A 25,507-nucleotide genomic window follows, 5' to 3' on the forward strand; every position below is an offset into this window, starting at 1 on the left:
GCTCCATGCCTACCTGGAAAGAAGTCACCGCAGCCAACCCCGACCATTCTGAAAACTATGCACGGCGTTGGCAAAATATGATCGATGCTGGCGACGACATCGATGGCGAAGCCCGTCTTGTCGATGCTATTGCACCACAGCGCGGATCCCGCATTCTCGACGCTGGCTGTGGCCAAGGTCGCCTTGGTGGCCGCTTGGCAGCGCTGGGTCATGAAGTTGTTGGCACAGATATCGACGAGGTCTTGATCGACCATGCGAAGCGCCAATTTCCCGATGCCACGTGGTATGTCGGCGACCTGGGAACCGACCCTATTGCTGAAAGCGGCTTCGATATTGCGGTCTCCGCCGGCAACGTCATGGGCTTCCTGGCCCCAGAAGGACGCGAGCCCGCCCTCCAGCACATTTATGATTCGCTGATCGGTGGTGGCCGCTTCGTCGTCGGCTTTGGCGCGGGTAGGGGATGGGCGTTCCCCGATTTCCTCGATACGGCGGCGCAGGTCGGCTTCACCCAGGACTACGTGTTTGAATCCTGGGACTTGAAGCCTTTCAGCAAGGACTCTCATTTCCTGGTCGCACTGTTCACGAAGCCAGCTTCGCTGGATTTCTAGGCGCCGGCCTTTAGAACGTGGTCAAGCCACGGCTGCGGAAAATCTCGCGGGTGGCCTCCACGGACTCAGGGGTGGGAGGATCCACGTCCCCCAACTCGTAGTCCAGACCTAAATTCTCCCACTTATCGGCGCCCATGTTGTGGAAGGGGAGGACCTCCACGCGTTCGACATTATCTTTCCAGCGCGCGGCGATGTCCGCGACGTTCTCCACGTTAGCGGGATCGTCCGTCAGGCCTGGGACGAGGACGAAACGCACCCACACCTTCTTGCCAAGTGCTTGGAGCCGGTCGCCGAAATCGATGGTGGGCTGCAGTTGCCTCCCGCCGGTGACCTTGGCATATGTTTCCTCATCGCCGGACTTCAGGTCCAACAATATGAGGTCGATATTGCCTAAGTCTTCGTCGGAGAGGCGCGAGCCCAAGAAGCCAGAGGTGTCGATCGCCGTGTGCACACCCGCCTCATGCACCTCGTCGAGGACCCGGCGGGTAAAAGCGATCTGAAAGAGGGGCTCGCCGCCGGAAATCGTGAGGCCACCGCCGGAGGCGTTGAAGACGGGGCGGTATCGCAGGACACGCTTCACGACGGCAGACACCTGCTCCAGGGTGCCTTCTTTCATCCCCATGGTGTCCGGGTTGTGGCAATACATGCAGCGCAGGGGACAGCCCGACATGAAGATAGTCATCCTCGTGCCGGGGCCGTCGACCGCGGTGACAAGTTCCCACGAGTGCACTAGGCCAACGTCGCCGGTGCGGCGTGCTTCCATGAGTTCGCCGCGGGTGAAATCATCAGCCGTGTCGTAGGGGGTAGCTCCCAACCCTGCAGCGACACCACGGACTTTTTCACCCTCCTCTGGGGTAAGAGTGACGACGCCGGTTATACCGTCTTGAGCGGGTGTAGACACGGTGGGGAACTGCCCTACTTTCTTGGTTTACTTGCCTTGGTGGAAGGTGCGCGAGATCACGTCGCGCTGCTGTTCCTTAGTCAGCTTCACGAAGTTCACGGCGTAGCCGGATACACGAACGGTGAGGTTCGGGTAGTTTTCTGGGTTCTCCATTGCGTCTTCCAGTGTGGACTCGTCGAGGACGTTGATATTTGCGTGGAAGAGGCCGGACTCCATGTTGTTTGCCTCACGGTTGGCCTTCATGGATGCGAGGCGTTCATCGAAAGTCTTGGTAGTCATTGTGTTCTCCTTTGAATGTGAAGGGGGGGTGTGCGTGTTATGCGATAGGTTCTGGGTCCATGATGAACCCGGCGTCGAGGACACCAACCAGGTTGGTGATCTGCTCGTCCTTCGTGCGTCCCAGGCCCGATGGGGTGATTGTGTTCGTCAGCGAGATACCGTCCAACGCATCGTTGTAGTCCAGCTTGCCCACTGAGAGCATCGAGGCGACCATGCCGTGGTTGTCGGCGCCGTTTTCTGGGTTAGCACCCGGTGCGAACGGCGTGCCGGCGCGGTGGCCGGATGGGAAGTTGCCGGTGGCCTTGCCGTACACCACGTTCGAGGTGATGGTCAGAACCGACTGGGTGGGGATCGCGTCGCGGTACATCGGGATGGCCTTGATCTTCTCCATCACGGTGTGCACGATGGTCGCGGCGATGTCGTCGGCACGATCATCGTCGTTGCCGTAGAACGGGAAGTCACCTTCCGTACGGTAATCGACGACCAGGCCGGTCTCATCACGCACTGGGTACACCTTGGCATACTTGATTGCGGACAGCGAGTCCGCCACGATCGACAGGCCTGCGATGCCGCACCCCATGGTGCGGATGATGTCCGAATCGTGCAGCGCCATCTCCATGGCCTCGTAGGCGTACTTGTCGTGGCAGTAGTGGATGATGTTGAGTGCCTCAACGTACGTGCCGACGACCCAATCCAGCATCAGCTCGTACTTCTCCCAGACTTCATCGAAGTCCAGCGGACCATCGCCCTCGATGGGGGTGTGTCCCTTCGTGACCTGCTTGCCGGTCATCTCATCGCGACCACCGTTGATGGCGTACAGCAGCGACTTTGCCGCGTTCACGCGTGCGCCGAAGAACTGCATCTGCTTGCCCACCTTCATCGGGGACACGCAGCAGGCAATGGCGGCGTCATCGCCCCATTGATCGCGGATCTGCTTGTCAGACTCGTACTGGATCGACGAGGTTTCAATCGAAATCGCCGAGCAGAATTCCTTATAACCGTCCGGCAGCTGCGGATCCCAGAAGATGGTGATGTTCGGTTCTGGTGCAGGCCCCAAGTTACGGAGGGTCTGCAGGAGGCGGAAAGCCGTCTTCGTCACCTGGTGGCGACCGTCTTCGGAGAAGCCGCCGTCAGACCAGGTGGCCCAGTAAGGATCGCCGGAGAAGATCTGGTCATAATCCTCAGTCCGCAGGAAGCGGACGATGCGCAGCTTGATCACCAACGCATCGATGATCTCCTGGGCGTCTTCCTCGGTGAGGGTGCCGTTGGCGAGATCGCGTTCGAAGTAGATATCGAAGAAAGGGGAGAGGCGACCGAAACTCATGGCGGCGCCGTCCTGGCTCTTCACAGAGGCTAGGTAACCGAAGTAGGTCCACTGCACAGCTTCCTGCGCGGTGGTGGCCGGTCCGGAAATGTCGAAGCCATAGGACTCCGCCATGGCCTTGAGCTTCTTCAGGGCCTTGATCTGTTCAGAGTGTTCCTCGCGGTAGCGTGCCCAGTCTTCTGAGAAGGGCTGATCAACGGTCCGATCCTTTGCGGCGACCTTTTCGTCGATAAGCGCGTCCACGCCGTAGAGCGCAACGCGACGGTAATCGCCGATGATACGCCCGCGGCCGTAAGCGTCCGGGAGGCCGGTGATGATGTGCGAGGAGCGCGCAGCTCGAATCCGCGGGGTGTAAATATCGAAGACGGCGTCGTTATGCGTCTTCCGGTACTTCGTGAAGACCTCTTCGACGTCCGGGTTAACCTCTTCGCCAGCTTCGAGGATGGCCTGCTTGACCATGCGCCAGCCGCCGTTGGGCATCATGGCGCGCTTGAGTGGCTCGTCCGTTTGCAGACCGACGATGATGTTGTCGTCCTCGGAGATATAACCAGGGCCGAAAGCATCGACATCAGCGGGTGTATCGGTATCCACAGCGTACACGCGGCGTTCGCGCTCGACTGAGAGATAGTTCTTCTCTAGATGATCCCACGTGCGCAGGGTCTTTTCGGTTGGCCCAGAGAGGAAAGAAGCATCCCCGTCATAAGGGGTGTAATTGCGCTGAATGAAGTCGCGCACATTAATGCTGGCTGTCCAAGGGCCTTCTTCGAAGCCTTCCCATGCGGTGTGGCTCGGTGCGGTGACTGTAGTCACAGGCGGTGCCTTTCAGTAGATTTTCGCTAAAACCATTCCGGAGTACACGCTACCCAAGTCCCATACCATCAGCTTCCTGCTGTTTTAAGCGTGGACCCCACTACATGCCCCATTATATAGGTGGTATTTAAATGACACAGTATTGCTTTAGTTATTAGAGGTCAGGCTTGCACGAAGAAGCCCGATCCCCCTCAAACAGGGGAGATCGGGCTGTATCGCTATTTATGCGGGCTGGAGTCGAGATCTACTTGTCGCCGAGCTTCGTGGTGTCACGAATCTCTGGCAACTCCTTGGCGTCCTTGTCGGTCGACTGCTTCAGCTTGCCCAAGCCGGTACGGCCGTGCATCTGTTGGGAGGTCGTCGCCAAGTTATAGCGGCGAGGCGACAGGGCATTGAGGCCCCACGTGATCATAGAGACGAAACGATTGCGGAATCCCACCAGGAACATGACGTGAACAACCAGCCACATAATCCAGCCGATGAAGCCAGTGACTTCCACCTTGCCCATCTTCACAACGGCGGAGAAGCGAGACACGATCGCCATGGAACCCTTGTCGAAGTACTCGAAAGGCTCGCGCTCGCGTGGGTCCTGATCTTCCTCGACGAACGCCTTGATGGACTGAGCGGCATACTCGCCGGTCTGGATGGCTACCTGGGCTACGCCGGGCAGGTTGTCCAGGCTCATCATGTCGCCAACCACATAGATGTTGTTAGTTTCGCCAACCAGAACCTGTGGGGTGACAGCGACGCGGCCTGCACGATCGACCTCAGCGTTGGTTTGATCAGCAATCATCTTGCCCAGTGGCGATGCCTGCACGCCAGCGGACCAGATCTTCGTACCTGACTCGATCGTGACTTCCTCGTCGGTCTTGGTGTCACGGAAAGTCACGGTGTCTGCGTCGAGGTCGGTCACCATCGCGTTCAGACGCACGGTCACACCCAGCTTCTCAAGCTGGCGCTGTGCGTTGCGGCCTAGGCGCTTACCGAATGGGGGCAGGACTTGGGGAGCGCCGTCGAGCAGGATGATCTTCGCCTGGCTCGGCTCGAAGCTATCGTAATCGTCCTTGAAGGAACGGTTCGCCATTTCGGCGATCTGGCCTGCGATCTCCACACCGGTGGGGCCGGCGCCCACGATCACGAAGGTCAGCAGCCGCTCGACCTCAGCTGGATCCTGAGCTACTTCTGCGCGTTCGAAAGCGGTGATGATACGTGCACGCAGCTCAAGCGCGTTGTCCACGGTCTTCAGGCCTGGTGCGTGCTGCGCAAAGTGGTCGTTGCCGAAGTAGGACTGGCCAGCGCCGGCGGCGACGATCAAAGAATCATACTCAAAGCTGCGCTCGTACTGGCTGGAGTTAATGGAGACAACCTGGTCTTCAACGTTAATGTCGACGACGTCACCTTTAATCACACGCGCGTTCTGCTGCTGTGACAAGATCTGGCGGGTGGAGACGGCAATTTCACCAGAAGACAGGATGCCGGTAGCCACCTGGTAGAGCAGCGGCTGGAACAAGTGGTGGTTGGTGCGATCGATCAAGGTGACGTCGACATCGGCGTCTGCTAGTTCCTTCGCCGCAAAAATGCCACCAAAACCGGATCCAATAATGACGACGTGGTGGCGATTTCCTGGTGGGCGAGTGGGTGTGTGAGACACAGATAAAACTCCTTGTACAACAGTGTGATCCGCAATGTATTAAAAATTCGTCTTCATTCTACGGGCGATTTCCCGAATCGGCTGAAGACGGTCATCTGCGATGATACGCTTCGCCATCGCAAGTGATGTCGACGCGCCTTACGAAGAATACCGCCCGTACTGGTTAAGGTGAAAAGCGTGACAGAAACTCCCCACACCCAAAGCATCGACGCCGCCGCGTGGCCCAGCGTCGCGCACGTACCTGATGGTTGGGGGATTCGCCTGCGCGCCCGCAGGTCAGAGGCCGCATTTGCGCGCGCCTGCGCTTCGGCAGGTCTCACGTTGGTGCCTAACGACGAGCAACCCACGCCAGACCTCGTCGTTAAGCACGAAGCTCTCTTTTCTCGTATCGCGGCGCACGGCTGGGTGGGGCTGGCGGAAGGATATCTAGCCGGGGAGTGGATGACCGAAACGCTGGAGACGCTTGTCGACGTTCTCGCCGCACTCCTGGCCGCCGATTACCACCCGAAGACGGCCCATGTTGATCCGGGAAGTGATTATCAGGGTGGGGAAGTGCCCCCTGAGCTCACCGAGCGGTATTCCGGTGATGGAATGAGCGCTTTTGCAGGCCGTTTCGCTACGGGCGTGCCGACGACGCAACGCATTAGCGTGCCTTCTCACGTTCGTGGCGCGGGCCGCGGTAGTGAACCGGCAACGCATTTCGTCGATATCACGGAGATCAGCGACCCGCTGGACATCCGACGAGTGGATCTGGGGGACGCGCAGCGTCGTGCAGCCATGGAGCTTCTTGACGCCGTGGGGGCCGGAGCTGGAACTCATATCCTTGAGTACCCCTCGGCTGGGGGTGCCATCGCCATCGAAGCTGCGCGCCGCAACACCACGGTGGATGCCGTCACCGCTGATCCGGACATGTTTGATGCACTGGATGAGCGGTTGACGTTTGCCGGTGTTGCAGACGCAGTTCATACCGAACTGATCGAACCGCCCATCTTTGCGCCAGGTCGCTGGCATGGGCGTTACGACGCAGTGGTCAGCGCCGAGAAGCTAGAGACGATTCCTGAGAATCAGCGCGCCAAATTTGTCTCAGCGGTGGACAAGCTGGTTGCACCGGGCGGAAAGGCCGCGCTGCAGACTGTGACGGCGACTGAGCGATTTTCGCCCGCGGCTGGTGCGGCTGTGGAATCTCTTCGCGCGTTCATTTGGCCGGGGCTGAGTTATCCGCAGTCCGACGACGTGCACAAGCTTGTCGACCGGAATACCGGCCTGCGCGTGATCGGCCAGGTGCACGCGCCAGGACATTTAATGTTATCGCTGAAGCTGCAGCGCGAGACATTTGTCAGTCAGCTTCGTGAGGCCGCCGCGGATGGTTTCGATGCGGTGTATCGCCGCCTGTGGTTGTGGCAGTTGGCGTTGCGTGAGGCGATGGCGCGGGAGGGCATGCTGGACGTCACGCAATTTACTCTGACGCATCGGCATCGGCGCGGCCTGCGTTAGCGGGTAGCGGTAGTGCCGGTCGCCCTCAACTTTAGTTGACATAATGTACATTATCGGACAATTATTGAAGCGAGGGTGCCCTAGGCGGGTTCTCCAGCGAACGGCCCCCCCTTTGGCCAATTAACGTAACAGTGACTTAAAAGAGTGACCCTCCACTATGTCCGCAGAAAGCCACTTTTCGGCCTATTCCGCCCGAATCAGGTTCAGTCGCACATTCACTTCGCCTTCTTCGGCGATCTTCGCCGCAACGAACTCAGGCGACTCCACTCCGTAGTCCAAGCGGTTGATCGGAATGTCACCCGCGACGACAAGATTGTTCCCATCGCGCGCCACATCAAAAATCTGCGTAATCGAATTGGTCTCTCCGTGGATCGTCATATCGCCGGTCAGCTCCACCTGGCCCACGGTGCCATCTTCCGGTAGCCCGGAGACGTCCGCGGGCTCGGTGACCTTAAAGGTTGCTACTGGGAATGTGTCGGTGTGCAAGATCTTCATTCGTACATTTACGTCACGGTTGTCCCGGTCTGTGACGATATTGCCCATGCCGACCTCAATCTCTCCTTCAGTCAGCGTGTCATTCTCAATCACCACACCGCCGGAGACGTCCTGGGTTGAGCCCGAGGTGCTCGTTCGCTCACCAGGCAAGACCTCGTCGAAAGTAAACCCAGCTGAGGTCGAATTGTGCCCGGCTCGCGTTGTCACGGTCCACTCGCCATTCACATCGGTAACTGCGGGCTGGACCTGCTGTTCGTTGATACCTTCGGTTTTGACACCCCCGCCCATCGCCAAGGTATACACCACGGGGCCAATGGCGACGGCGGCCAAGCCCAAGATGATGACAAGCGCTACCGCCAAGACTACCTTCGTGGTCGCGGTCATTTTCTGCACGTTTTCTACCTCAGTTTCTCGATTTGTTTCGCCATGGACACCAACTCTTCACACAGGTGTTGAATCTCCGCGTGGGAAGCATTCTCAGAGCACGCCGTCGAAATATCTTCTGCGGCACAGCGTAGTGCATATAATTCGTCACGCAGCGATTCCGCTTTCTCCGGCGCCATTATTACCGCCTTTTGTGGGATGCCGGTACCGGTGATGTTATGCCGCTGCTCGTAGGCCCGTTGTTTGCACGCTGGGCTGCAGTATTTCCGCCGCCGGCCTCTCCCCTTCTGGACGGCCATCTCTCGCCCACACCACTGACAGGTGGGGCGCGAGTTGGTCTGGGGTTGTGTCACGGACACCAACCTTAGCCCAACCGAGGGAACAAACTAAACAGCCCTACCGTTATAATGGGTAGACTGCCTGTACAGTGAAGCGAGCAGGCAACACTGATTTGAAGGGATGGATGCAACATGGCCGATCGCGTATTGCGCGGAAGCCGTATGGGTGCCGTCAGCTACGAGACTGACCGCGACCATGATCTGGCACCACGTCAGATGGTCAAGTACAAGACTCCATCGGGTGAGATTTTCGATGTTCCTTTCGCGGATGACGCAGAAATCCCCGAAGAGTGGATGTGCAAGAACGGCCAGCTAGGCACCCTGGTCGAAGGCGAAGGCGTTGAGTCGAAGCCGACCAAGCCACCACGCACCCACTGGGACATGCTTCGCGAGCGTCGCTCCATCGAAGAACTGGACGTCCTTCTTGAAGAGCGTCTCGAGCAGCTGCGCAAGCGTCGTCGTCACGCGGCACGGATCGCCAAGGAGCAGCAACAGCAGCAGGAAAGCTAGGCGCGCGCTTAACGACGAATAACCCCGGGCGGCTCAACCGAAAAGAGCTACCCGGGGTAATTTTGTGCCCGTTTAAGAGTTCTTGCGCTTGGCGTAGTCGATATCGTGCTTGAGCAGTTTGGTGCCCTCGTCGACAAGCCCGGTCGCGGTCTCTGCCGTGTCCTTCACGGTACCCGGCACCTTGGCCAGCGGGGAATGGCGCACCTCATAGTCGGCGAGCTTGCCCAGCTCCGCAGTTAGCCCGACTGCGTCGCGGAACAGGTTCTTCGTCTTGCGTGGCAGGCTCGCCAGTGGCGAACGCTTCAGCTCGTACAGGGCGAAGTCCTTGGTGTAATTGGCGATCTCCGCCAGCTGAGCACCGCGGTGCTCCAGGCCCCATTTGGTCACCTCGGCCAGGGAATCCTTCGCGAAGCTTGCATCAAGCTTGGACTCCCCCAGCTCGCGCTCGGTGAACGTGATGGGCACCTCGCGCACATCGAAACCAGCCTGGATGGCGCGGAAGGCCAGCTCCACCTGGAAGATGTACCCCTTCTTCGACAGCTCGTCCAGGTCCAGCGTTTCCAGCACTTCACGACGAATCGCGCGGTAGCCGGCGGTCATGTCCTTCACGTCACCTGAGAGCGCCAGGGAGATATAGAGGTTGCCGCCCTTGGACAGGATGTAGCGGTCCTTTGGCCAGTTGACCACCTTGCCACCGTCGACATAGCGGGAACCGATGACGAGGTCTCCGCCCTCCTCGATGGCCTCCAGCAGCAGGTGCAGCTGCTCGGGTGCGTGCGAGCCGTCAGCATCCATCTGGCAGAGCACGTTGTAGTCGCGTTCTAGGCCCCAATCGAATCCGGCGCGGTAGGCGCCAAGGAGGCCGCCTTTACCTTCGCGGTGGAGTACGTGGATGGAATCGTCGTCACGCGCCAGCTCATCGGCCTTCTCGCCGGTGCCATCGGGAGAGTTATCGTCGACGATGAGGACCTGGACCTCTGGGGTGGCCTTGCGGACCCGGCCGACGATCAGCGGAAGGTTCTCCAGCTCGTTGTAGGTGGGGATGATCACGAGCGTTTCATCGCAGACCTTGGCCACGGTGACTCCAATCTTTGTCAAACATCTTCAAAAACTTACTAGCGAGAATTAGTTTACCCGCGCCGGCGCAGGATCACCGACGCGACCATCGCTAGGACGCCAAGAGCGACGAGGATCCACTCCACATACTTGCCGTAGCGGGCCGAGAAAGTGATCGAATCACGCAGCGGCAACGTTTCGGTCAACGTATCTGCCTCGAAGATCTTAGTGTGCTGGGAGACGGTGCCGTCGGGGTGCACCATCGCCGACACGCCAGAGGTGGCCGCGACGACGAGCGCCCGGTCAAGTTCGATGGCGCGGAGGCGGCTCATCGCCAACTGCTGGTACGTCATGTCGGTAAAGCCGAAGGTGGCGTTATTGGTCGGCGTGGTCAAGATCTGGGCACCGTTGAGCACCGCGTCGCGGTAGGCTGCGTCGAAAGCGACCTCGTAGCAGGTGGCGATGCCAACGATGATGCCGCGCATCGACACGGTGCCGTCGCCGTTACCTGGCTGGAAATTGCCGGCGGCATCGACATAGGGGGAAAAGAGGCGGAAGAACTCGCGCATCGGCATCGTCTCGCCGAAAGGCTGCAGGTAAATCTTGTGGTGATAGTCCCCCGGCCCGGTCTCTGGGTCGAAAACGACCATCGTGTTGCGTGGCCCCACATGGTCTTCGGTGATCGTTCCGACCAGTACCGGCGTGTCCACAGCGGCAACGGCGTCGTCGATAAGCTCACGCGCCTGGGCGTCTGTAAAGGGATTGACGTCCGAGGAATTCTCGGGCCAAATCACGATGTCAGGCTCCGCGCCCGACGCGGCGAGCTCCTCCGTCACACGGGCATGATTGGCAAGCACGGCTCGGCGTTGCGCGTTGAAATCCAGGCCCATGCGCGGAACGTTGCCCTGGATCGCTGAGGCGGTGACCTCATCGGTGGTGTGCTCCGGGTTGTTCACACCCAGGCTTGCGATAAGGCCCAAGACGATGGGGACGATGACCGCCACCGCCCCTCCGACCTTCGAGGTACGGAAAAAGGCGACGATGCCACAGGCCACCAAGGCGGCCGCCAACGTCACCAGTGCGGGGCCTCCCCACGGCGCAAGAAACGCGAGCGGGCCGTTGATCTGGCCCCAAGCAAGACGCACCCACGAAAACCCGCCAAAGGGGAAGGAGGAACGCGCGAACTCCACCGCCAGGTAGATGAAGGGGAAAGCCACGAATCCCCAGCGGTGACGGGCAGCCCACGCACCGAAAGCCCCGGTGCCCAGCGCGTACAGCGCGCACGCGACCGCAAGGGCCACCCAGGGCAGCGGGCCGACGAACTCACCAATCCACGGCAGCAGAAAGATATACAGCACAAACCCGTGGGCGAAGCCGAGGCCTGCCCCACCCCACCCGGTGGGCTTGTGACGGCCCCACGGAATCAGGCTGGCGTACAGCAGCGCAATGCCGGCGATGCCAGCCCACCAGAATCCGTGCGGCTCGAAGGACCCGTAGGTGATAAAGCCGGAGAACGCCGCCAGAATTAGGCGCAGCACGTAGACCACTTACTTGTCCTCGTCCTTGACAGAGTCAGAATCCTTCTTGGGATCCTGGAAATCTTCAGGGTCTAGGTCGCGGGTCCAGCGTTCGATCTCGTCGGCATCGATCACCATGTCTTCGGCGTCCCCGGCGCCCGTGTCCTGCGCCCCGTGCGAAGGGTGCGTCGGGTGGGCGGCAGCGGTGGATCCGCCGAAGGAGCCGTAGTGGTCGTGGCGTTTCGCCATGGGCGAATGCTCGTACACGCTTACCCCGAAGTTTTCGATGTCGCGCGTCAATTTGGTTGCCACCGAGCGACGAATGATCGAGCGAGTGGGCCCGAACAGCAGAATCAAGCCCACAACGGAGCTGACGATGCCCGGGATCATGCTCATCGCCCACCCCGCCATAATCAGGCCGGAGTCCCCCGCCACTTTGCCAGGCGTGTCCCTGCCGGATCGCGCGCGCAGCATCGTCGCGCGTAACGACGCGCTTCCTGCAAGACCGCCGACGAGCATGAGCCCCAGCACGAGCAAAATTGCCCAGCCATAGCCGATCCAGGCACCGACGGCGATGAACACCAGTGCTTCCAGAAACACGAACCCTAGCAGTAATCGCATGTGGGTAACACTACCTGCCCAATCGGCCCATAAGCCATTGGGCATCACTAATCACGTGTTGAAAATAGGGCAGAAAATGGTTCAGCGCTTGGCGCCCAGGAATCCGTGGCATGCGGCGGGTGTGCAGGTCGACACCCCAGGCGTCGGCAAGTTCGACAACGGAGGGATAGGGCACGATGTCGTCGTTAATGCTGCCCCATAGCCGCACCGGGATCAGTGGCCGGCGGGAGCCCAGCCGGCGTTCATCGAGGATCTCGCTGGTGAGCGAGAGGTCGTCGAGAAGCTCCGCGAGCGGACGACCGGACTTAGTCCAAGCCGCTGTGGCCTGTCGTGTCACGCGCCTGGCTGCTCCCGAGACGCACACGTCGGCGGCGGCGCCCAGCAACGCGCGCCCGTGGTCGTTGAGGACAGAGTCAACCTCAGCACGGACCTCGGGGCCCAGGGCTGCCAAACCGGCCACGGCATAGGCGATAACGACGGTAGCCAGGCCGCCGTCGACATGGTTGAGCGTAGCGACGAGGTCTGCTGGCGGCGCACCCACCACCGCGGCCTGCGGCTGCAGATCAGGCGCGTATTCCGGCTGCTCAACGAGGGCACCCACTGCCCCACCGCCCTGGGAAAAGCCCCAGAAGCCCAGGTTCTCGTGGCCGACCCCAAGGTGGGTTGCGGCGCGGACGGCGTCGGCAAGCGCGTGCGAGGCAGCAATGTGGTCGCAGTAGAGCTGCACGTTGTCTTCCGGATCGCGGGGGTAGTCGGTGATAACCACGTGCGCACCAAGGGCGACGAAATAATTGATCACGGGTTGCTCGTAGGCGGCAATGAAGTCGAAATCCCCGCGAAACTGCAGGCCGACCGTACTGGAAAATGAGGGATCGCAGTGCGGGGCCACGCCCTGAGTGGAGGGAGCAAAGGCGATGGTCGGGCGAGGGCCTGGGCCGGACCACGGATTATTGGAGCGAAACACCGCGCCCGTGGTGGTCAGGGTGCGTTTCTCCGTATCGGTGGTGACGTAGTCGATGCGCCACGCGTGCGCGTCGTTCAGCCTGGTACCCAAACCCAGCGCGGGAATCCTCCGCGCGTTGATCAGCGTGCCGGGGCTATGGCCGATTACCCAGGTGGCGTGGCCGAAGTCGGGGTCGGCGCGCCGACGGTTGCGCGCGAGGTCGACGAGGAAAGGAATCAGCGTTCGGGCGAGCACAGCGGCCATGGTAGCCCCTAGCGCGGCATGTGGCGCCAGATCGAACGCGGCACCAGCCGCATCACCGCAGCTAAAAGGGCAAGTTGGCGCGGGATCCACACCGTGCGGGAGCCGGATTTCTCCATGGCGGCCACAACGTGCTCCGCGACGACATCGGGGGTCACCGACATGATCGCAGGCTTCATCCCCTCCGTCATCGATCCAATAACGAATCCGGGCCGCGCGGTAATCAAGGACAGCTCAGTGCCGTGCAGGCGGTCGGCCAAGCCCTGGCAGAAAGCGTCGAGGCCCGCCTTCGTAGAGCCGTAGACATAGTTCGCCCGGCGCGCACGCCAGCCCGCGATCGAGGAAAACGCGATGATGTGGCCGCGCGGCATTTCGTCGGCAAGCACGGTGAGCATGCTGACCTGGGCTGTGTAGTCCACGGTGGCGATGTCCGCGGCGTGGGTTTCGTCATGTTCGGCGCGTTGTTGGTCGCCGAGGATTCCGAATGCGACGATCGCCGTGGTCGGGGCTGCGTCGCGCACGATCTGTCGGTGCGATGCCAGGTCAGTCGCTTCGAAGGCGACGGTGTGCACATCGGTGGCGCCAGCTTCGCGCAGGCGCTTATCGACGAGTGCGAGCGCGTCCGGGCGGCGGGCCGCAAGGATGACGTCGCGGCCGGCACAGATGCGTGCTGTGATCTCTATGCCGATGTCGCTGGTGCCGCCGAGTAGGAGGATGGGTCCGGAACTCATGCAGGCGAGTCTACGGTAAACCCGGTCATCGATAGGGAGCCCCAGGTGCGCTTCTTGTTGAACTCTGTCACGTCGGTCTCCCCTAGCCCGGCGGCTGCACCTGCGACATAGGCCAAGGGCAGGAAGTGGTCCGGGGTGGGGACCGCGCGGGAGTAGGCGGCGTGGTCGGCTAGTGCGTTGAGGCGCTCCGGGTCGGTTTTCATGATGGCGGCGGCGTCCTCGTCGAACTGGTCGGCCCAGTCGAAGCCGGTATCTCCTGCGTGGCGCTGCACCATGTGCAGGTTGTGCACCACGTTGCCGGAACCGACGATCAGCACGTTCTTCTCCTGCGCGAGGCGGGCTAGCTTTGTGCCCATCTCTACGTGATGGGCTAAAGGCTTGGTGGCGTCGATGGAGAGCTGAACCACGGGGATGGTCGCGTCGGGGAACATGTGCTTGAGCACGCTCCAGGTGCCGTGGTCGAGGCCCCAGTTGTAGTCCTGGGCGACCAGGGTGGGCTTAACGATATCGGAGACTAGTTCGGCTACTTCCGGATCGCCGGGAGCGTTGTATTCCACGGCGTGCAGCTCCGGTGGGAAGCCCCAGAAGTCGTGGATCGTCTTCGGGTCCGTCATGGCGGTGACCCCGGTGCCGCGGGTGTACCAGTGCGCAGAGACGCTCACGATTGCCCGCGGGGTGCCGTCGGTGCGGATCTGCTCCCCTAGCTGTGCCCACTTCCGGGTGTAGTCGTTGTCTTGGATAGCGTTCATCGGCGTTCCGTGGCCGACGAAGAGTGCGTGAGTGGTCATCGAAGTTCCTTTGGTTGAAAGTTAAAGGGTTCGCTGCCAGTTGATGTTACAGCAACAATGTCTTCGATGCGCATTCCCCAGCTCCCAGGCTTATAAATGCCCGGTTCAATAGAAAACACCATGCCTTCCTCCAGCACCTGCGACGCCCCATCGATAATGAACGGCGCCTCATGCCCCGCCAGGCCAATGCCGTGACCCAGCCGGTGCGTAAACCACTCACCGAAGCCTGCTTCCGCAATGATGTCGCGGGCCACTGCATCCAACTCACCAGCAGTCATCCCCGGCCGCACTGCTGCCACGGCCGCCTCCTGCGCCTTCAACAGCACCTCATAAGCGCGCGAGGCTTCGTCGTCAAGCACAGGCGTGCCGCCCACCACATAGGTCCGCGTGCAGTCCGAGTGGTATCCCGCGCCCAGCGTGCCGCCCAGGTCCACTACGACCAGCTCGCCGTCGACCAACGGCCGATCCGAAAAGGAGTGGTGCGGGTTCGACCCATTCGGCCCCGAACCCACGATGATGAAATCCACCACGTCATGCTCCATCAGGATCAGCTTCTCAATCTGCTCCGCCACCTCGCTTTCCGTCTGGCCCGCCCGCAGCAGCGAGGGCACCTGCGCGTGCACCCGATCAATCGCCGCGCCCGCAAAACGCAACTGCTCGATCTCAGCGGCGTCCTTGACCATGAACACCTCAGCGAGCGCGTCGGTAGCAAGGACGGTGGCATCGTCGATACGCGACTGCAACGCAAAGACATGGTCCGCCGTCAGCGAAGACCCAAGCCCCACCGTGCCCGCGCCCAGAGGGGCGACAGCCATCTGGTGCGCATCCTCGCCGTCGCGCCACCCGCGCACCTTAATACCGGGCAGCGTGAGGTCCCCGATATCCGTCATCGGCGCGACCACCTGCGCTGTGCCCTCGGCGGGGATCGTCAGCGCCGTCAGCCGCTCATGCGACGACATCCACGAACCGGTGAAGAACGCGAACTCCGGGCCCGTCCCCACGATCACCCCGGCAAGACCACGATCGCGCGCGGCTTCCTGGGCCGCGGAGATCCGGCCCGCGTAGGTGGAGGAAGGAAATTCAGAACCAATACGAGTACTCATGCCCCCATGCTAGATCCACTACCATGGCCAAGTGTGCTGCCCTCTACACTCGTGCGGATCACCAACGGCCGAAAATACTGCAGCGGCGTGCTGATCACCCCCACCGAGGTACTCACCTGCGCTCACTTCTTCCGTGACCTGCGCTACCACACCTATCTGTGGGTGGCCGGCGTGCGGCGCGTGCCCCGCGAGATCGAAACGATCCCAGGCACAGACCTGGCCATCGTCCACGTGCCGACGATCACCCACGTAGCCCCCGAGGACATGCCACAGATCGGGCCCACCCCCGCCCCTTTGACGCAGACCGTGACCGTCGGATTCGGCGGTACGGTACGTGGGCGCGGCTCCTTCCGGATGCGCCGTGGCCGATTCCTGCTGCGCTCCCCCATCGCCGTGTCCCGCGGCATGGCCACAGTGGTGCGCCCGGCCGGCTTCATCTTCAACTACAACCCGGCTATCAAGGGTGATTCCGGCGGGCCCGTCTTCGCCGACGGACGAGTGATCGGCGTGCAGTCGCTCATCGTCGACCCGGCCGGGATCAACCTCCACGTGGCCGCCACCGCGCTGCTGGAACCGCTGGCGGGCAGGTGGCACACACCGCAAGACTAATTGCCGATGGCCACCACACCGCGCTGGATCGCGTCAATCGCGCGCCGCGCGTTGCGCCGGATGTCATCGGTATAGCCCGTCTTCGCGATCTGCCCCAGCAAATCCACCACCTGGCGGCACCAGCGCACGAAATCACCCGGGGTGAGTTCCGCACCGCTCTCCGCGGCCGCGGCCAGGCAGTAGCCCAGGGGCGCGCCCGCGGCCCACTGGTGCATCGACAGTGCAAAGCCCGCCTCCGGCTCCTTCGTCACCGGCAGGTTGTGGCGGCGTTCGTCGGCGATCAGCTCGTCGTAAATGCGCATGGTGTCGTTCATCGCATCCGCCATCCGGTCCGTCGCCGCATCGGGGCTGCCACCGCTGATCTTCCGGTTTTCAAACACGCATAACGACGAGACACCCGCCAACTCCGCCGGGTCCAACTCATTCCAGATCCCGCGCTTCAAACACTGGGCGACAAAGAGATCGGACACGTTGTGGATCTCCGCCAGGCGGGCGCCCTCGTCGGTGATCTGCGGTTCGCCGTCGACAATCTCCACGTAGTCCATCTCCGTCAGCAGCCCGACGATGCGCTCAAAGGTGCGCCCCAGCGAATCGGTGGCCGTGTCCACACGCTTTTCCAGCCGGCTGAGCTTGCGCTTCTCACGCGCTAACTCGTTGCCCACGCGCGCCAACATTTCGCGGTCCGTGGCCGGCCAGCTATGCACCGGGTGCTCGCGCAGGGCTGCCCGCAGCGCCACCACCTTCTTATTCGGGCGCGTGCGCGCCTGCTCCTTCAGCTTCTTTGGCCTGCGGAAATGCCCCTTGTGCAGCTGGTCGACGACGCGCCGCGTGTGCTTCCGCGGGCGTTCAGAAATATGGCGCGGCAGCCTGATCTCCCCGACCACCATCGGAATATTGCGGAATGACGCCGCATCGATCCGCCCCGACCAACCACGCTCCGTAGTGATCCACGGCCGCGGATCATCCTGCCGGCCAGCCGGCGCAACCACAGCAGCCAGCTCCGGGCGGCGCTTCGACGGCAGAACAATCACCTCGCCCACCCGCAAACGGCCAAGAATCTTCTTAATCTCCTCCTGCCGGTCTTCGACAGCCTCCCGCTTGGACTGCTTCTCCGCCTCCGACAATTCGGCGCGCAGCTCCACATAGTCGATCAACGATTCGGCCAAAGCATCGGTGTTGGGGTCGGTATCGGTGTGAAGGCCCTCGTCGTTAAGTCCGAAGCTCTCGACGTCACGACGCAGCTGCTCGCGGAGCTTATCGACGCGCACTCGGGCACGCTCAATCTCACGTACCTCGTCCACGACCGACCCGTCCGTCTGGTACTGGGCGAAAGACTTCTCAATCAGGCGCAGCGAATCCTCGTACCCATTCATGGAAATCAGGTTGACCGCCATGTTGTACCCGGGTGAGAAGGTCGAAATCAGCGGGTACGTACGTGTCGACGCCAGGCCCGCCACCGCGTGTGGATCCATCGCCGGCGCCCACTGCACCACCGCGTTACCCAACGCGTCGATCCCGCGGCGGCCCGCGCGCCCGGTCAGCTGCGTGTACTCGCCGGGGGTGAGATCCACGTGCGCCTCACCATTGAACTTGACCAACTTCTCCAGAACGACGGTGCGCGCCGGCATATTAATACCCAGCGCGAGCGTCTCCGTGGCGAAGACCGCCTTGACTAGACCTTTAACGAAAAGCTCCTCCACGATGTGGCGAAAACCGGGCAGCATTCCCGCGTGGTGGGCAGCGAAACCACGCGACCAGACCGACCGCAGCTGACGGAAGTTCAGTACAGCAAGGTCCTCCTCGGGAATGCCCTCGACGCCCTTGTCGACGATCTCCCGGATCTGCTGCGCTTCCTCCTTCGTGGTCAGCTCCATGCGGGAACGGTGACACTGCGCCAACGCCCCATCGCAGCCGGCGCGCGAGAAGATGAAGGTGATCGCAGGCAGCATGTCCTGGCCACCCAGAGTACTAATCACTTCAGGCCGGCCGAGGGGCCGGTAGCGGTCCTGGGGCCGGTCTTTGCCGCTGCGGCGACCTTCAGTGCGGGCGCGGAAGCCGCGGCCTTCCTCAAAGTCGCTGCGGCCCTCGGCGGCAAGGCCCGATTCGAGGCGCTCTATCTTGCGTTCCAGGGTGCGGTTGACGCGCCCGTCCTCCCCCGGTTCGAACAGCGGATAGAGGTTGCGGCCGACCATCATGTACTGGCTCAGCGGCACCGGGCGGTGTTCGGACACGATCACCCTGGTATCCCCGCGCACGGTCGATAGCCAGTTGCCGAACTCCTCCGAGTTGGACACGGTCGCAGACAACCCGATGATCGAGATGGATTCGTCCAGGTTGAGGATGATTTCCTCCCACACCGCACCGCGGTCACGGTCTGCGAGGTAGTGGATTTCATCCATGACCACGTGGGTGAGCCGATCCAGCTGCGGTGAGCGGGCATAGATCATGTTCCGCAGCACCTCGGTGGTCATGACGACGATCTCGGCAGAACCATTGATCGATACGTCGCCGGTGAGCAAGCCCACGGCATCCTCGCCGTGCTCGTCGACAAGATCGTGGTACTTCTGGTTGCTCAGCGCCTTGATCGGGGTGGTGTAGAAACACTTCGTGCCCCGTGAGAGCGCTAGGGACACGGCGAACTCGCCGACAACGGTCTTGCCGGCACCGGTGGGTGCGCAGACCAACACCCCCCGATCCTCCTCGACGGCCTGGCAGCCGGCGATTTGGAAGTCATCGAGGGGGTATGGTCGTGAAGCTCTAAACGTGTCCAAGTGGGTAGAGGTCATGCCACCAGACTAGGTCACGTCAGAGGACATCGTCGAAGTCCGAACGCTCAATGTTGTCGCGTGTCTGCGCAACGTCGCTTGACGACGACACCGGCTCCGCCCGACTGACAGGTGCGGGACGGTGGTTTAGCTCGCTGGTTTCCTCGTCATCCAGGTCCATCCACTCTGGGCGTTGTCGCGCCTGGCGCTTGTCGTTCCAGCGGCAGAACTGGAAAGAGAGCTCTACCAGCACACAGATGGATAGGGCAAGGACAATCATCGAAAACGGATCTTGGCCCGGTGTCATGAATGCGGCGAAGATGAACACGATGACGATGATCATTCGGCGCTTGTCTTTGACATGCTCATATTCCAAGATGCCCAGAATATTGAGCATGACGATGATCAGCGGAATTTCGAAACTCACGCCGAAAATCACTGTGAGTCCAAGGACGAAATCATAATATTGCTGACCTGTGAGCCACGCCTGTTGGAACTCATCACCGATGGTCAGCAGTACTGCCAGACCAACGTCCAAAATGAAGTACGCAAGCAAAGCACCTGCTACGAAGAGAAGCACTGCCAGAGTGACGAAGGTGAAAGTGTAGCGTTTTTCCTTCTTGTGCAGGCCAGGCACGATGAACAGCCAGATTTGTGTCAACCAGACCGGCGATGACAACACCAAGCCGGCCAGAGCGCCAACCTTGAGACGAAGCATGAACATCTCAAATGGGCTGGTTGCCAACAGGCGGCATTCCTCCCCGTCATTGAAGCTCACGCGCATGTCTTCGGGCAGATTACAGTAAGGGCCGCGAATGATTTCGCCGAGCGAAAACATGCCGAATGGCGCGTTTTGATACCAAATGAACCCAATAATCGTTCCGACCAGCAGGGCGGCAAGCGAAATCATCAAGCGACGCCGGAGCTCGACTAGGTGCTCACGAAGCGCCATCGAGCCGTCGTGGTTCTTTGGCTTTTTCTTCTTGCTGCGGAACTTCTTCTCAGCCACGGATCCTGACTACTGGTTCTGCGTGTTCTGTTGCTGCTGCTGTGGCTGATTTTCTGGACGGTCCCAGAAGTCCTGCTCCTGCTGAGCCTGGGTTATCTGGCCCTGCTGAGGTTGCTCGTTCTCATTCTGAAGTTCCTTGACCTCGGACTTGAAGATGCGTGCGGAACGCCCCACGGAACGCGCCAGATCCGGCAGCTTCTTTGCACCGAAGAGCAGGAGAATGACGACGAGGATGAGAATGATTTCCATCCAACCAAGGTTCGGCATGGTATTAGACCTTTCAAAAATTGAGCTATGCCCTATGAGTTACCAACTTAGCAGTTACTCAATGCTGTCCGGTTGATCATAGCGCTTGCGTGCCGAATCCGCTCGCCGAGCAATCTCCTCCGCCACATCCTGAGGGGAAACCACCTTCACACGGTCAGCTTGGCTGAGTGCGAACCGAACAAGCCACTCTGGTGAGCCAAACGGCATTGTGGCGGTCCACCACCCACCATCATCCGGCGTGCGGCTCCGCTCCCCGAGTTCGATGTCCCAGTAGTCGATCAGCCACGTGGCATCGGGCGCGATCAGCAACTCGGCGACCTGCTTATCGGTGAAACCGAAAGGATCCTCCGCGTCGAAACGGCTCCCTTTAGCGGCGGAGGGTTCGTCGAGAAGCGATGCGCGGCGCACCCGATCTAAACGGAACGACTTCTGCTCGCCATCCTCCCAGGCATTCAGGTAGGTGTACCCGTCGCGGTGGAAAAGCTTTTCGGGGCTGACCTGCCTGGTGCGGGTGGAGTTCGATGACGTTGAGTAGTAGTCGAGTTCTAGCTGGCGTTCGTCGGCAAGTGCCTGACTGATGACGGTGGCAGGTCCCGGATCAGTGTCGGCGATGGTGTCGGTCACGCCTGGTGCCTTGACGGCAGCGCGGATTTTTGCGGCGGCAGAGGTCACAGCGTCCTGATCGACAAGCCCAGGGATCGTCTCAAGTGTCTCCAGGGTGAGCAGCAGCGCGTTGGCCTCCGTGGGAGTCAAGCGCAGAGGCTTGTCGAGGCCTTGGTCGTCGATGAGGGTGACCCGCCTCCAGTCCGCGACGAGGTCGATCATCTCGCCGGGCCCCTTGCCCACGCCCGAAACGTGCAGGCGGTTGAGCGCATCCATGACGTGCTGCGGGCTGAGGTTGAGGTCGCGAGCAATCTCCATCACCGTCGCCTCAGGATGCTGCCGCAGATACGGCACGAGGTTCAGCGATCGGACCAGATCAGTGATCTTTTCGGGACTATCCTTCATGTGCAGCCTCCAACAGCGCTAAGACATCTGCGCGCACATCATCAGGCTTGACGACGACCACCTGGTCGGCATAACTAGCAACGGTGCGCACCAACCAATCCCGTTCAACATCACGCAGCACCCAGTGCTCGCCATCGCCGGTGGCCTTGTCTGTCAGCTCGGGGGCGGGCTCGTCGATAAGCAGCGTAGCGGTGGTCGTGGGACCGCGAAGGGACTCCTCGACGACCTCTTGGAGATCACGGTCGGTGGTGATGAATTCGTCGGAACGCACCTTGCGCACGTTGCTCACGCGGATGGCGCGGAAGCTGCGCGGGGCGCCGCGTTCTATGTCCCAGCCGGCGATATAGGCCTTATTGTGCAGCGCGACGATCCCCCACGGGTCCATCACGCGGCGCTGCACCTCGGCGGTGGGACTGGGCCGATAGTCAAAACTCATGCGGGTATGCGTCCGGATGCACGCGGTGACAGCTTTGACCAAATCGGCCGACAAACGCAGCACGTCATTATCCATAGAGGCCAAAGGGGCATCGTCGAAAGAGCGGGTCGCCCCGGAGGCGGCCAGCTTCGTCCACCCCGAGCGGGCGAAGGCACCCAAACTGCCGGCTTGGCCGAGGTCGCCGGCAAGGCCCAGCACGGTGGCCTCGGCATCGGTGAACTCGATGGGTGGCAGCTCGTAGGAGTCTTTATCCACCCACACCAGCCCGTTCTCGCTGCGTGCGGGCACCCCGGCGCGGCGGATGCTGGCCACGTCGCGCTGAATCAGCCGCTGGAAAGCTTGGTCGGTGCGGTCTTCGTAGCCGGCGACGTTGGCGCGCACCCAGTCATGCGTGCGCGGTGTTTCTGCGCCCAGCAGGCCGAAGGTGAGGTTGGTCAGGCGTGCGACGGCATCGTCATCAGCTGTCACGGGTGCCTAGCCTTTCTTTTCGTGGTGGGCGTCCATGTAGGCGATCAGTTCGTCGACACGCGGGTCTTCGTTAGCGAACGGGTCCAGCAGGTCCACCGTGCGCGGTTCCGGCCGGTCCACTTTCATGTGGACCCAGTCCACAGAGATTGGTGCGCCGAGCTCCTGTGCGGTGCGTAGGAACTTTTCGCGCAGGGCGGCGCGGGTGGTGTCTGGGGCGTGTTCGGCGGCGTGCGCGATGGCCTCGTCCGTCGTCCAACGCAGTACGCGCCCTTTGCGCTGCAGGAGGTAGAACAGGCTGCGCTCGGGGTGAATGTCGTGGTAGGTCAGGTCGATCTGGCGCAGTTTGGGGTGGTCGTAGCCCACGCCCAGCTTGTCGCGGTAGGCGTCCAGCAGCGTGCGTTTGATCACCCAGTCGATCTCGGTATTAACCTGGCTGAAGTCCTGCGTCTCGATCGCGCGCAGGACCCTGCCCCACAGATCGACCACACGCGCCATTTCCTCGTTCGGGGTGCCTTCGTCGGGACGGACCTCGAGCCAGGCGCGTGCCGACGAATAAATCGCCTGCTGCACCTCTAGCGCGGTAACGGTGGAGCCATCCTTCAGCTTCAGTACCGTGGAGCCTGTCGCATCGTCGGCGATGTCGCGCACGTGCTTGATCGCGTTCTCCAACTCGAAATCGGGCAGGTCAAAGCCGGCCTCAAGCATCTCGATGACCAGCAGCGTGGACCCGACCTTGAGAGCGAAGGTGGGCTCCGCCATGTTGGAATCGCCGGCGATCACGTGCATGCGGCGGAAGCGGTGTGAATCCCCATGCGGCTCATCGCGGGTATTGATGATGGGACGGGTCCGCGTGGTGGCCGAAGATACGCCCTCCCACACCTGGTCCGCCCGCTGCGAAAGCACGAAACGGCCATCCTTGATCAGGCCGGCGCCGCAGATCAGTTGGCGGGTAATCATGAAGGGAAGCAGCTGCTTGCCCAGGGACTTCAGCACCATTTCCCGGCTGATCAGGTAGTTTTCGTGTGCGCCATAAGAGTTACCGGCGGAGTCCACGTTGTTTTTGAACAAGTAGACGGTGCCGCCGATGTGATCGTCGGCAAGCGCCTGCTCCGCCTGAAGCGCCAGCTCGTGGTAGATCCGCTCCCCGGCCTTGTCGTGGTTGAGCAGTTGGGTGAGGCTATCGCACTCGGCGGTGGCGTACTCCGGGTGGCTGCCCACATCCAGGTAGAGGCGCGCGGCCGATGGGGTAAAGATATTCGATGACTGGTATTTCGCAACCACCGGCCGAAACAGGTAGCGGGCTACCTCCTCGGGGCCGAGTACCGGCCGCCCATCGCGGGTGGCGGTCACGCCGAATTCGGTCTCGACGCCCATGATGCGCCGCGCAAATACCTCACCCACGGCCTACTGGCCGCCCTTCTGCACAAACGAGCGCACGAACTCCTCGGCGTTCGTCTCCAGCAGGCCGTCGATTTCATCGAGCAGATCATCGGTGCCCGTGGTGTTGATCTGGACGCTGCCCGCGGCTTCCTCGCCGATGTTTTCGTCCTCGCCGGCGCCGCCGGTGCCGTGAACTTGTTGCTGTGCCATGAAAGTCTCCTTTTTCTTTTCTAGTGTACGTCTACGATGTCGTGACCCGCGTCGCGCAGGGCGCCCAGCAGGTCATCGGTGGAGGCGGCTGCATCGACGAGTGCGCCGACCTCCTCTTCGGTAAAGCCGTCCACGGCGTCGATGTTGATCTTGGCAACACCGTGCTCGTGCTTAACGACGATCGTCTGCCAGCTTGAGGCGACGACCTGTTCGGGGAACTTCGCCGCGACCGCACCGCGCAAAAAGGCGCGAGAATTCTTCGGAGGATGCTCAGCAGCCCGGCGGATGGTGTCCTCGTCGACAAGCGTGCGCATGCGTCCCGCCCGCACCAACGCGTGGTAGAGGCTTTTGGCGGGGTCGATGTCCGAATACTGGATATCCACCAGCTTCAGCTTCGGGTCGCTCCACGCCACTCCCCGATCGACATAGCCCTTGATCAGGGCGTATTTGGCGGTCCAATCAAGGCGGTCGGCGGTGGACAGCGGGTCGCGCTCCAGATCGTCCAATATCTCGGACCACAGTGCGATGACGCGCTGGTCGTGCTCGTCCTCGGCTGTCACGCGGGTGAGGTACTCGCGCTGGAGTTGGATGGCGGTGAGCTGGCGATCGTCGACAAGCGACATCTTGTGCGTGCAGCTGGGGTCATGCGAAATTGCCTTGAGCTCGGCCACGGGATCCTTGAGTGCAAGATCGCTGAAGTCCATGCCGTTCTCGATTGCATCGATGACCAGCTTCGTCGTGCCCAACTTGAGCACGTTGGAGAACTGGCTCATGTTCGCATCGCCGATAATCGTGTGGAAACGGCGGAAGTGGGCAGCATCCGCGTGGGGTTCATCGCGCGTGTTGACGATGCCGCGGTTCAGCGTGGTCTCCAGTGAGACCTCCTGCACGAAATAGTCCGCGCGCTGCGAAATCTGGAACCCATCGCGCTCCCCCGCCTCGCCGATCCCCACACGGCCCGCGCCAACGACGACCTGGCGGGAGACGAAAAACGGGATGATCGCCTTGGTCAACACATCGAAGTCCGTGGCGCGGAGGTACTGGTAGTTCTCGTGTGAACCATAGGACGCGCCCTTGCCGTCCACGTTGTTCTTATAAAGCTTTAGCGGCGGGCACGGATCATGGTTCTTCACCACGCTGGTTCCCTGGGCGGACAGATCGGCGACGGTCTGGGCTGCCTCATTCAGAATGATATCGCCGGCGGCGTCATAGACCATGGCGTCGAAAGCGTTATCCACCTCCGGGGAGGCATACTCCGGGTGGGCATGATCCACGTAGAAGCGCGCACCATTGGTGGGTACAACGTTGGCCACGCCGATCGCATCCCAGTCCACCACCGGCACCGTGCGGTAACGCCGCAGGTCAAAGCCGCGGGCGTCCGCGAGGGGGTGCTCATCTTCATAATCCCACCGGGCGCGCGCACCAGTTTTCATCGCCGCGTAGGCCACCACCGCGTGGGTGGAACTCACGATCGGGCTCAAGTCCGGCTGCTCGGGCGTAGAGATGCCGTACTCAGTTTCGGTCCCCATAAAACGGGCCAT

General features: G+C 61.4%; 24 protein-coding genes. 4 read left to right on the top strand and 20 right to left on the bottom strand.

Annotation, left to right across the window (positions count from 1 at the left end; all coding sequences use genetic code 11):
- Positions 1–5 precede the first annotated feature (5 nt).
- On the top strand, positions 6–608 hold the full coding sequence (locus B097_RS0107570) for a class I SAM-dependent DNA methyltransferase (protein WP_018581928.1): 603 nt from the start codon (positions 6–8) through the stop codon (positions 606–608).
- Between the two features lie 10 nt (positions 609–618).
- On the opposite strand, the gene pflA is transcribed toward B097_RS0107570, so the two are convergent.
- From pflA to B097_RS0107590, 4 genes are all read right to left on the bottom strand, one after another.
- Complete coding sequence (pflA, locus tag B097_RS0107575; RefSeq protein ID WP_018581929.1) at positions 619–1,422, bottom strand: pyruvate formate-lyase-activating protein; 804 nt, start codon at positions 1,420–1,422, stop codon at positions 619–621.
- A gap of 114 nt (positions 1,423–1,536) precedes the next feature.
- Entirely contained in the window at positions 1,537–1,788 is a 252-nt protein-coding gene (gene grcA2 / locus B097_RS0107580) for an autonomous glycyl radical cofactor GrcA2 (protein ID WP_018581930.1), read from the bottom strand.
- 37 nt (positions 1,789–1,825) lie between these two features.
- Complete coding sequence (locus B097_RS0107585; protein ID WP_018581931.1) at positions 1,826–3,922, bottom strand: pyruvate formate lyase family protein; 2,097 nt, start codon at positions 3,920–3,922, stop codon at positions 1,826–1,828.
- Between the two features lie 244 nt (positions 3,923–4,166).
- Positions 4,167–5,573, bottom strand: coding sequence for an NAD(P)/FAD-dependent oxidoreductase (locus tag B097_RS0107590; RefSeq protein WP_018581932.1), 1,407 nt, complete (start codon positions 5,571–5,573; stop codon positions 4,167–4,169).
- A 177-nt stretch (positions 5,574–5,750) separates the two neighbouring features.
- Between B097_RS0107590 and B097_RS0107595 the strand changes: the two genes are divergently transcribed.
- A complete protein-coding gene (locus tag B097_RS0107595) occupies positions 5,751–7,067 on the top strand; it encodes a cyclopropane-fatty-acyl-phospholipid synthase family protein (RefSeq protein ID WP_018581933.1) in 1,317 nt (438 codons plus the stop codon).
- A gap of 183 nt (positions 7,068–7,250) precedes the next feature.
- Here the strand turns inward: B097_RS0107595 and B097_RS0107600 are convergent, their stop codons facing one another.
- A complete protein-coding gene (locus B097_RS0107600) occupies positions 7,251–7,946 on the bottom strand; it encodes a YceI family protein (RefSeq protein WP_018581934.1) in 696 nt (231 codons plus the stop codon).
- Between the two features lie 470 nt (positions 7,947–8,416).
- Between B097_RS0107600 and B097_RS0107610 the strand changes: the two genes are divergently transcribed.
- On the top strand, positions 8,417–8,794 hold the full coding sequence (locus tag B097_RS0107610; RefSeq protein WP_018581936.1) for an RNA polymerase-binding protein RbpA: 378 nt from the start codon (positions 8,417–8,419) through the stop codon (positions 8,792–8,794).
- Positions 8,795–8,866: 72 nt separating this feature from the next.
- Here the strand turns inward: B097_RS0107610 and B097_RS0107615 are convergent, their stop codons facing one another.
- From B097_RS0107615 to B097_RS0107645, 7 genes are read right to left on the bottom strand one after another with little or no spacing between them, the layout of a single operon-like run.
- The gene (locus tag B097_RS0107615) at positions 8,867–9,871 is read right to left on the bottom strand and encodes a polyprenol monophosphomannose synthase (protein WP_018581937.1); all 1,005 of its coding nucleotides are present in this window, start codon (positions 9,869–9,871) and stop codon (positions 8,867–8,869) included.
- 53 nt (positions 9,872–9,924) lie between these two features.
- Positions 9,925–11,397 carry an apolipoprotein N-acyltransferase gene (gene lnt, locus B097_RS0107620; RefSeq protein ID WP_018581938.1) on the bottom strand — a complete coding sequence of 491 codons (1,473 nt, stop codon included), beginning with the start codon at positions 11,395–11,397 and terminating at the stop codon, positions 9,925–9,927.
- Positions 11,398–11,988 carry an FxsA family protein gene (locus B097_RS0107625; protein ID WP_018581939.1) on the bottom strand — a complete coding sequence of 197 codons (591 nt, stop codon included), beginning with the start codon at positions 11,986–11,988 and terminating at the stop codon, positions 11,398–11,400.
- A 10-nt stretch (positions 11,989–11,998) separates the two neighbouring features.
- Positions 11,999–13,195: a lipase family protein gene (locus B097_RS0107630; RefSeq protein ID WP_018581940.1), complete on the bottom strand. Its 1,197-nt coding sequence runs from the start codon at positions 13,193–13,195 to the stop codon at positions 11,999–12,001.
- Positions 13,196–13,203: 8 nt separating this feature from the next.
- Entirely contained in the window at positions 13,204–13,923 is a 720-nt protein-coding gene (locus tag B097_RS0107635) for an SDR family oxidoreductase (RefSeq protein WP_018581941.1), read from the bottom strand.
- A complete protein-coding gene (gene ygiD, locus B097_RS0107640) occupies positions 13,920–14,711 on the bottom strand; it encodes a 4,5-DOPA-extradiol-dioxygenase (RefSeq protein ID WP_018581942.1) in 792 nt (263 codons plus the stop codon). Before ygiD ends, B097_RS0107635 begins: the two co-directional genes overlap by 4 nt.
- Complete coding sequence (locus B097_RS0107645; protein WP_018581943.1) at positions 14,708–15,814, bottom strand: M24 family metallopeptidase; 1,107 nt, start codon at positions 15,812–15,814, stop codon at positions 14,708–14,710. The genes ygiD and B097_RS0107645 overlap by 4 nt, the downstream gene beginning before the upstream one ends.
- 33 nt (positions 15,815–15,847) lie before the next feature.
- Between B097_RS0107645 and B097_RS0107650 the strand changes: the two genes are divergently transcribed.
- Positions 15,848–16,423 (top strand): trypsin-like serine protease, encoded by a 576-nt coding sequence (locus tag B097_RS0107650; protein ID WP_237559392.1) that lies wholly within the window; start codon positions 15,848–15,850, stop codon positions 16,421–16,423.
- On the opposite strand, the gene B097_RS0107655 is transcribed toward B097_RS0107650, so the two are convergent.
- From B097_RS0107655 to dop, 8 genes are all read right to left on the bottom strand, one after another.
- Complete coding sequence (locus B097_RS0107655) at positions 16,420–19,209, bottom strand: DEAD/DEAH box helicase (RefSeq protein WP_026254387.1); 2,790 nt, start codon at positions 19,207–19,209, stop codon at positions 16,420–16,422. The two genes, B097_RS0107650 and B097_RS0107655, sit on opposite strands and share 4 nt — an antisense overlap.
- Before the next feature lie 19 nt (positions 19,210–19,228).
- Positions 19,229–20,140, bottom strand: coding sequence for a twin-arginine translocase subunit TatC (tatC, locus tag B097_RS0107660; RefSeq protein WP_040429510.1), 912 nt, complete (start codon positions 20,138–20,140; stop codon positions 19,229–19,231).
- Between the two features lie 66 nt (positions 20,141–20,206).
- Positions 20,207–20,464 carry a Sec-independent protein translocase subunit TatA gene (gene tatA / locus B097_RS0107665; protein WP_018581947.1) on the bottom strand — a complete coding sequence of 86 codons (258 nt, stop codon included), beginning with the start codon at positions 20,462–20,464 and terminating at the stop codon, positions 20,207–20,209.
- Positions 20,465–20,518: 54 nt separating this feature from the next.
- Entirely contained in the window at positions 20,519–21,472 is a 954-nt protein-coding gene (locus B097_RS0107670; RefSeq protein ID WP_018581948.1) for a helix-turn-helix transcriptional regulator, read from the bottom strand.
- Entirely contained in the window at positions 21,462–22,376 is a 915-nt protein-coding gene (locus B097_RS0107675) for a helix-turn-helix transcriptional regulator (RefSeq protein WP_018581949.1), read from the bottom strand. The genes B097_RS0107670 and B097_RS0107675 overlap by 11 nt, the downstream gene beginning before the upstream one ends.
- 6 nt (positions 22,377–22,382) lie before the next feature.
- Positions 22,383–23,750 (bottom strand): Pup--protein ligase, encoded by a 1,368-nt coding sequence (gene pafA, locus B097_RS0107680; RefSeq protein WP_081618035.1) that lies wholly within the window; start codon positions 23,748–23,750, stop codon positions 22,383–22,385.
- A gap of 30 nt (positions 23,751–23,780) precedes the next feature.
- Entirely contained in the window at positions 23,781–23,966 is a 186-nt protein-coding gene (locus B097_RS0107685; RefSeq protein WP_018581951.1) for a ubiquitin-like protein Pup, read from the bottom strand.
- 20 nt (positions 23,967–23,986) lie between these two features.
- A complete protein-coding gene (gene dop / locus B097_RS0107690) occupies positions 23,987–25,507 on the bottom strand; it encodes a depupylase/deamidase Dop (RefSeq protein WP_018581952.1) in 1,521 nt (506 codons plus the stop codon).

Origin of the sequence: Corynebacterium pilosum DSM 20521 = CIP 103422 (assembly GCF_000373805.1) — a bacterium.
GTDB classification, from domain to species: Bacteria; Actinomycetota; Actinomycetes; order Mycobacteriales; family Mycobacteriaceae; genus Corynebacterium; species Corynebacterium pilosum.

What these genes read in the sequence shown, in the direction of transcription:
- B097_RS0107570 (WP_018581928.1), top strand. Translation starts at nt 6, where the DNA reads ATGCCTACCTGGAAAGAAGTCACCGCAGCCAACCCCGACCATTCTGAA.
- grcA2 (WP_018581930.1), bottom strand. Translation starts at nt 1,788, where the DNA reads ATGACTACCAAGACTTTCGATGAACGCCTCGCATCCATGAAGGCCAAC.
- B097_RS0107600 (WP_018581934.1), bottom strand. Translation starts at nt 7,946, where the DNA reads ATGACCGCGACCACGAAGGTAGTCTTGGCGGTAGCGCTTGTCATCATC.
- B097_RS0107610 (WP_018581936.1), top strand. Translation starts at nt 8,417, where the DNA reads ATGGCCGATCGCGTATTGCGCGGAAGCCGTATGGGTGCCGTCAGCTAC.
- B097_RS0107625 (WP_018581939.1), bottom strand. Translation starts at nt 11,988, where the DNA reads ATGCGATTACTGCTAGGGTTCGTGTTTCTGGAAGCACTGGTGTTCATC.
- B097_RS0107630 (WP_018581940.1), bottom strand. Translation starts at nt 13,195, where the DNA reads ATGGCCGCTGTGCTCGCCCGAACGCTGATTCCTTTCCTCGTCGACCTC.
- B097_RS0107635 (WP_018581941.1), bottom strand. Translation starts at nt 13,923, where the DNA reads ATGAGTTCCGGACCCATCCTCCTACTCGGCGGCACCAGCGACATCGGC.
- ygiD (WP_018581942.1), bottom strand. Translation starts at nt 14,711, where the DNA reads ATGACCACTCACGCACTCTTCGTCGGCCACGGAACGCCGATGAACGCT.
- B097_RS0107645 (WP_018581943.1), bottom strand. Translation starts at nt 15,814, where the DNA reads ATGAGTACTCGTATTGGTTCTGAATTTCCTTCCTCCACCTACGCGGGC.
- B097_RS0107655 (WP_026254387.1), bottom strand. Translation starts at nt 19,209, where the DNA reads ATGACCTCTACCCACTTGGACACGTTTAGAGCTTCACGACCATACCCC.
- tatC (WP_040429510.1), bottom strand. Translation starts at nt 20,140, where the DNA reads ATGGCGCTTCGTGAGCACCTAGTCGAGCTCCGGCGTCGCTTGATGATT.
- tatA (WP_018581947.1), bottom strand. Translation starts at nt 20,464, where the DNA reads ATGCCGAACCTTGGTTGGATGGAAATCATTCTCATCCTCGTCGTCATT.
- B097_RS0107670 (WP_018581948.1), bottom strand. Translation starts at nt 21,472, where the DNA reads ATGAAGGATAGTCCCGAAAAGATCACTGATCTGGTCCGATCGCTGAAC.
- pafA (WP_081618035.1), bottom strand. Translation starts at nt 23,750, where the DNA reads ATGGGCGTCGAGACCGAATTCGGCGTGACCGCCACCCGCGATGGGCGG.
- B097_RS0107685 (WP_018581951.1), bottom strand. Translation starts at nt 23,966, where the DNA reads ATGGCACAGCAACAAGTTCACGGCACCGGCGGCGCCGGCGAGGACGAA.
- dop (WP_018581952.1), bottom strand. Translation starts at nt 25,507, where the DNA reads ATGGCCCGTTTTATGGGGACCGAAACTGAGTACGGCATCTCTACGCCC.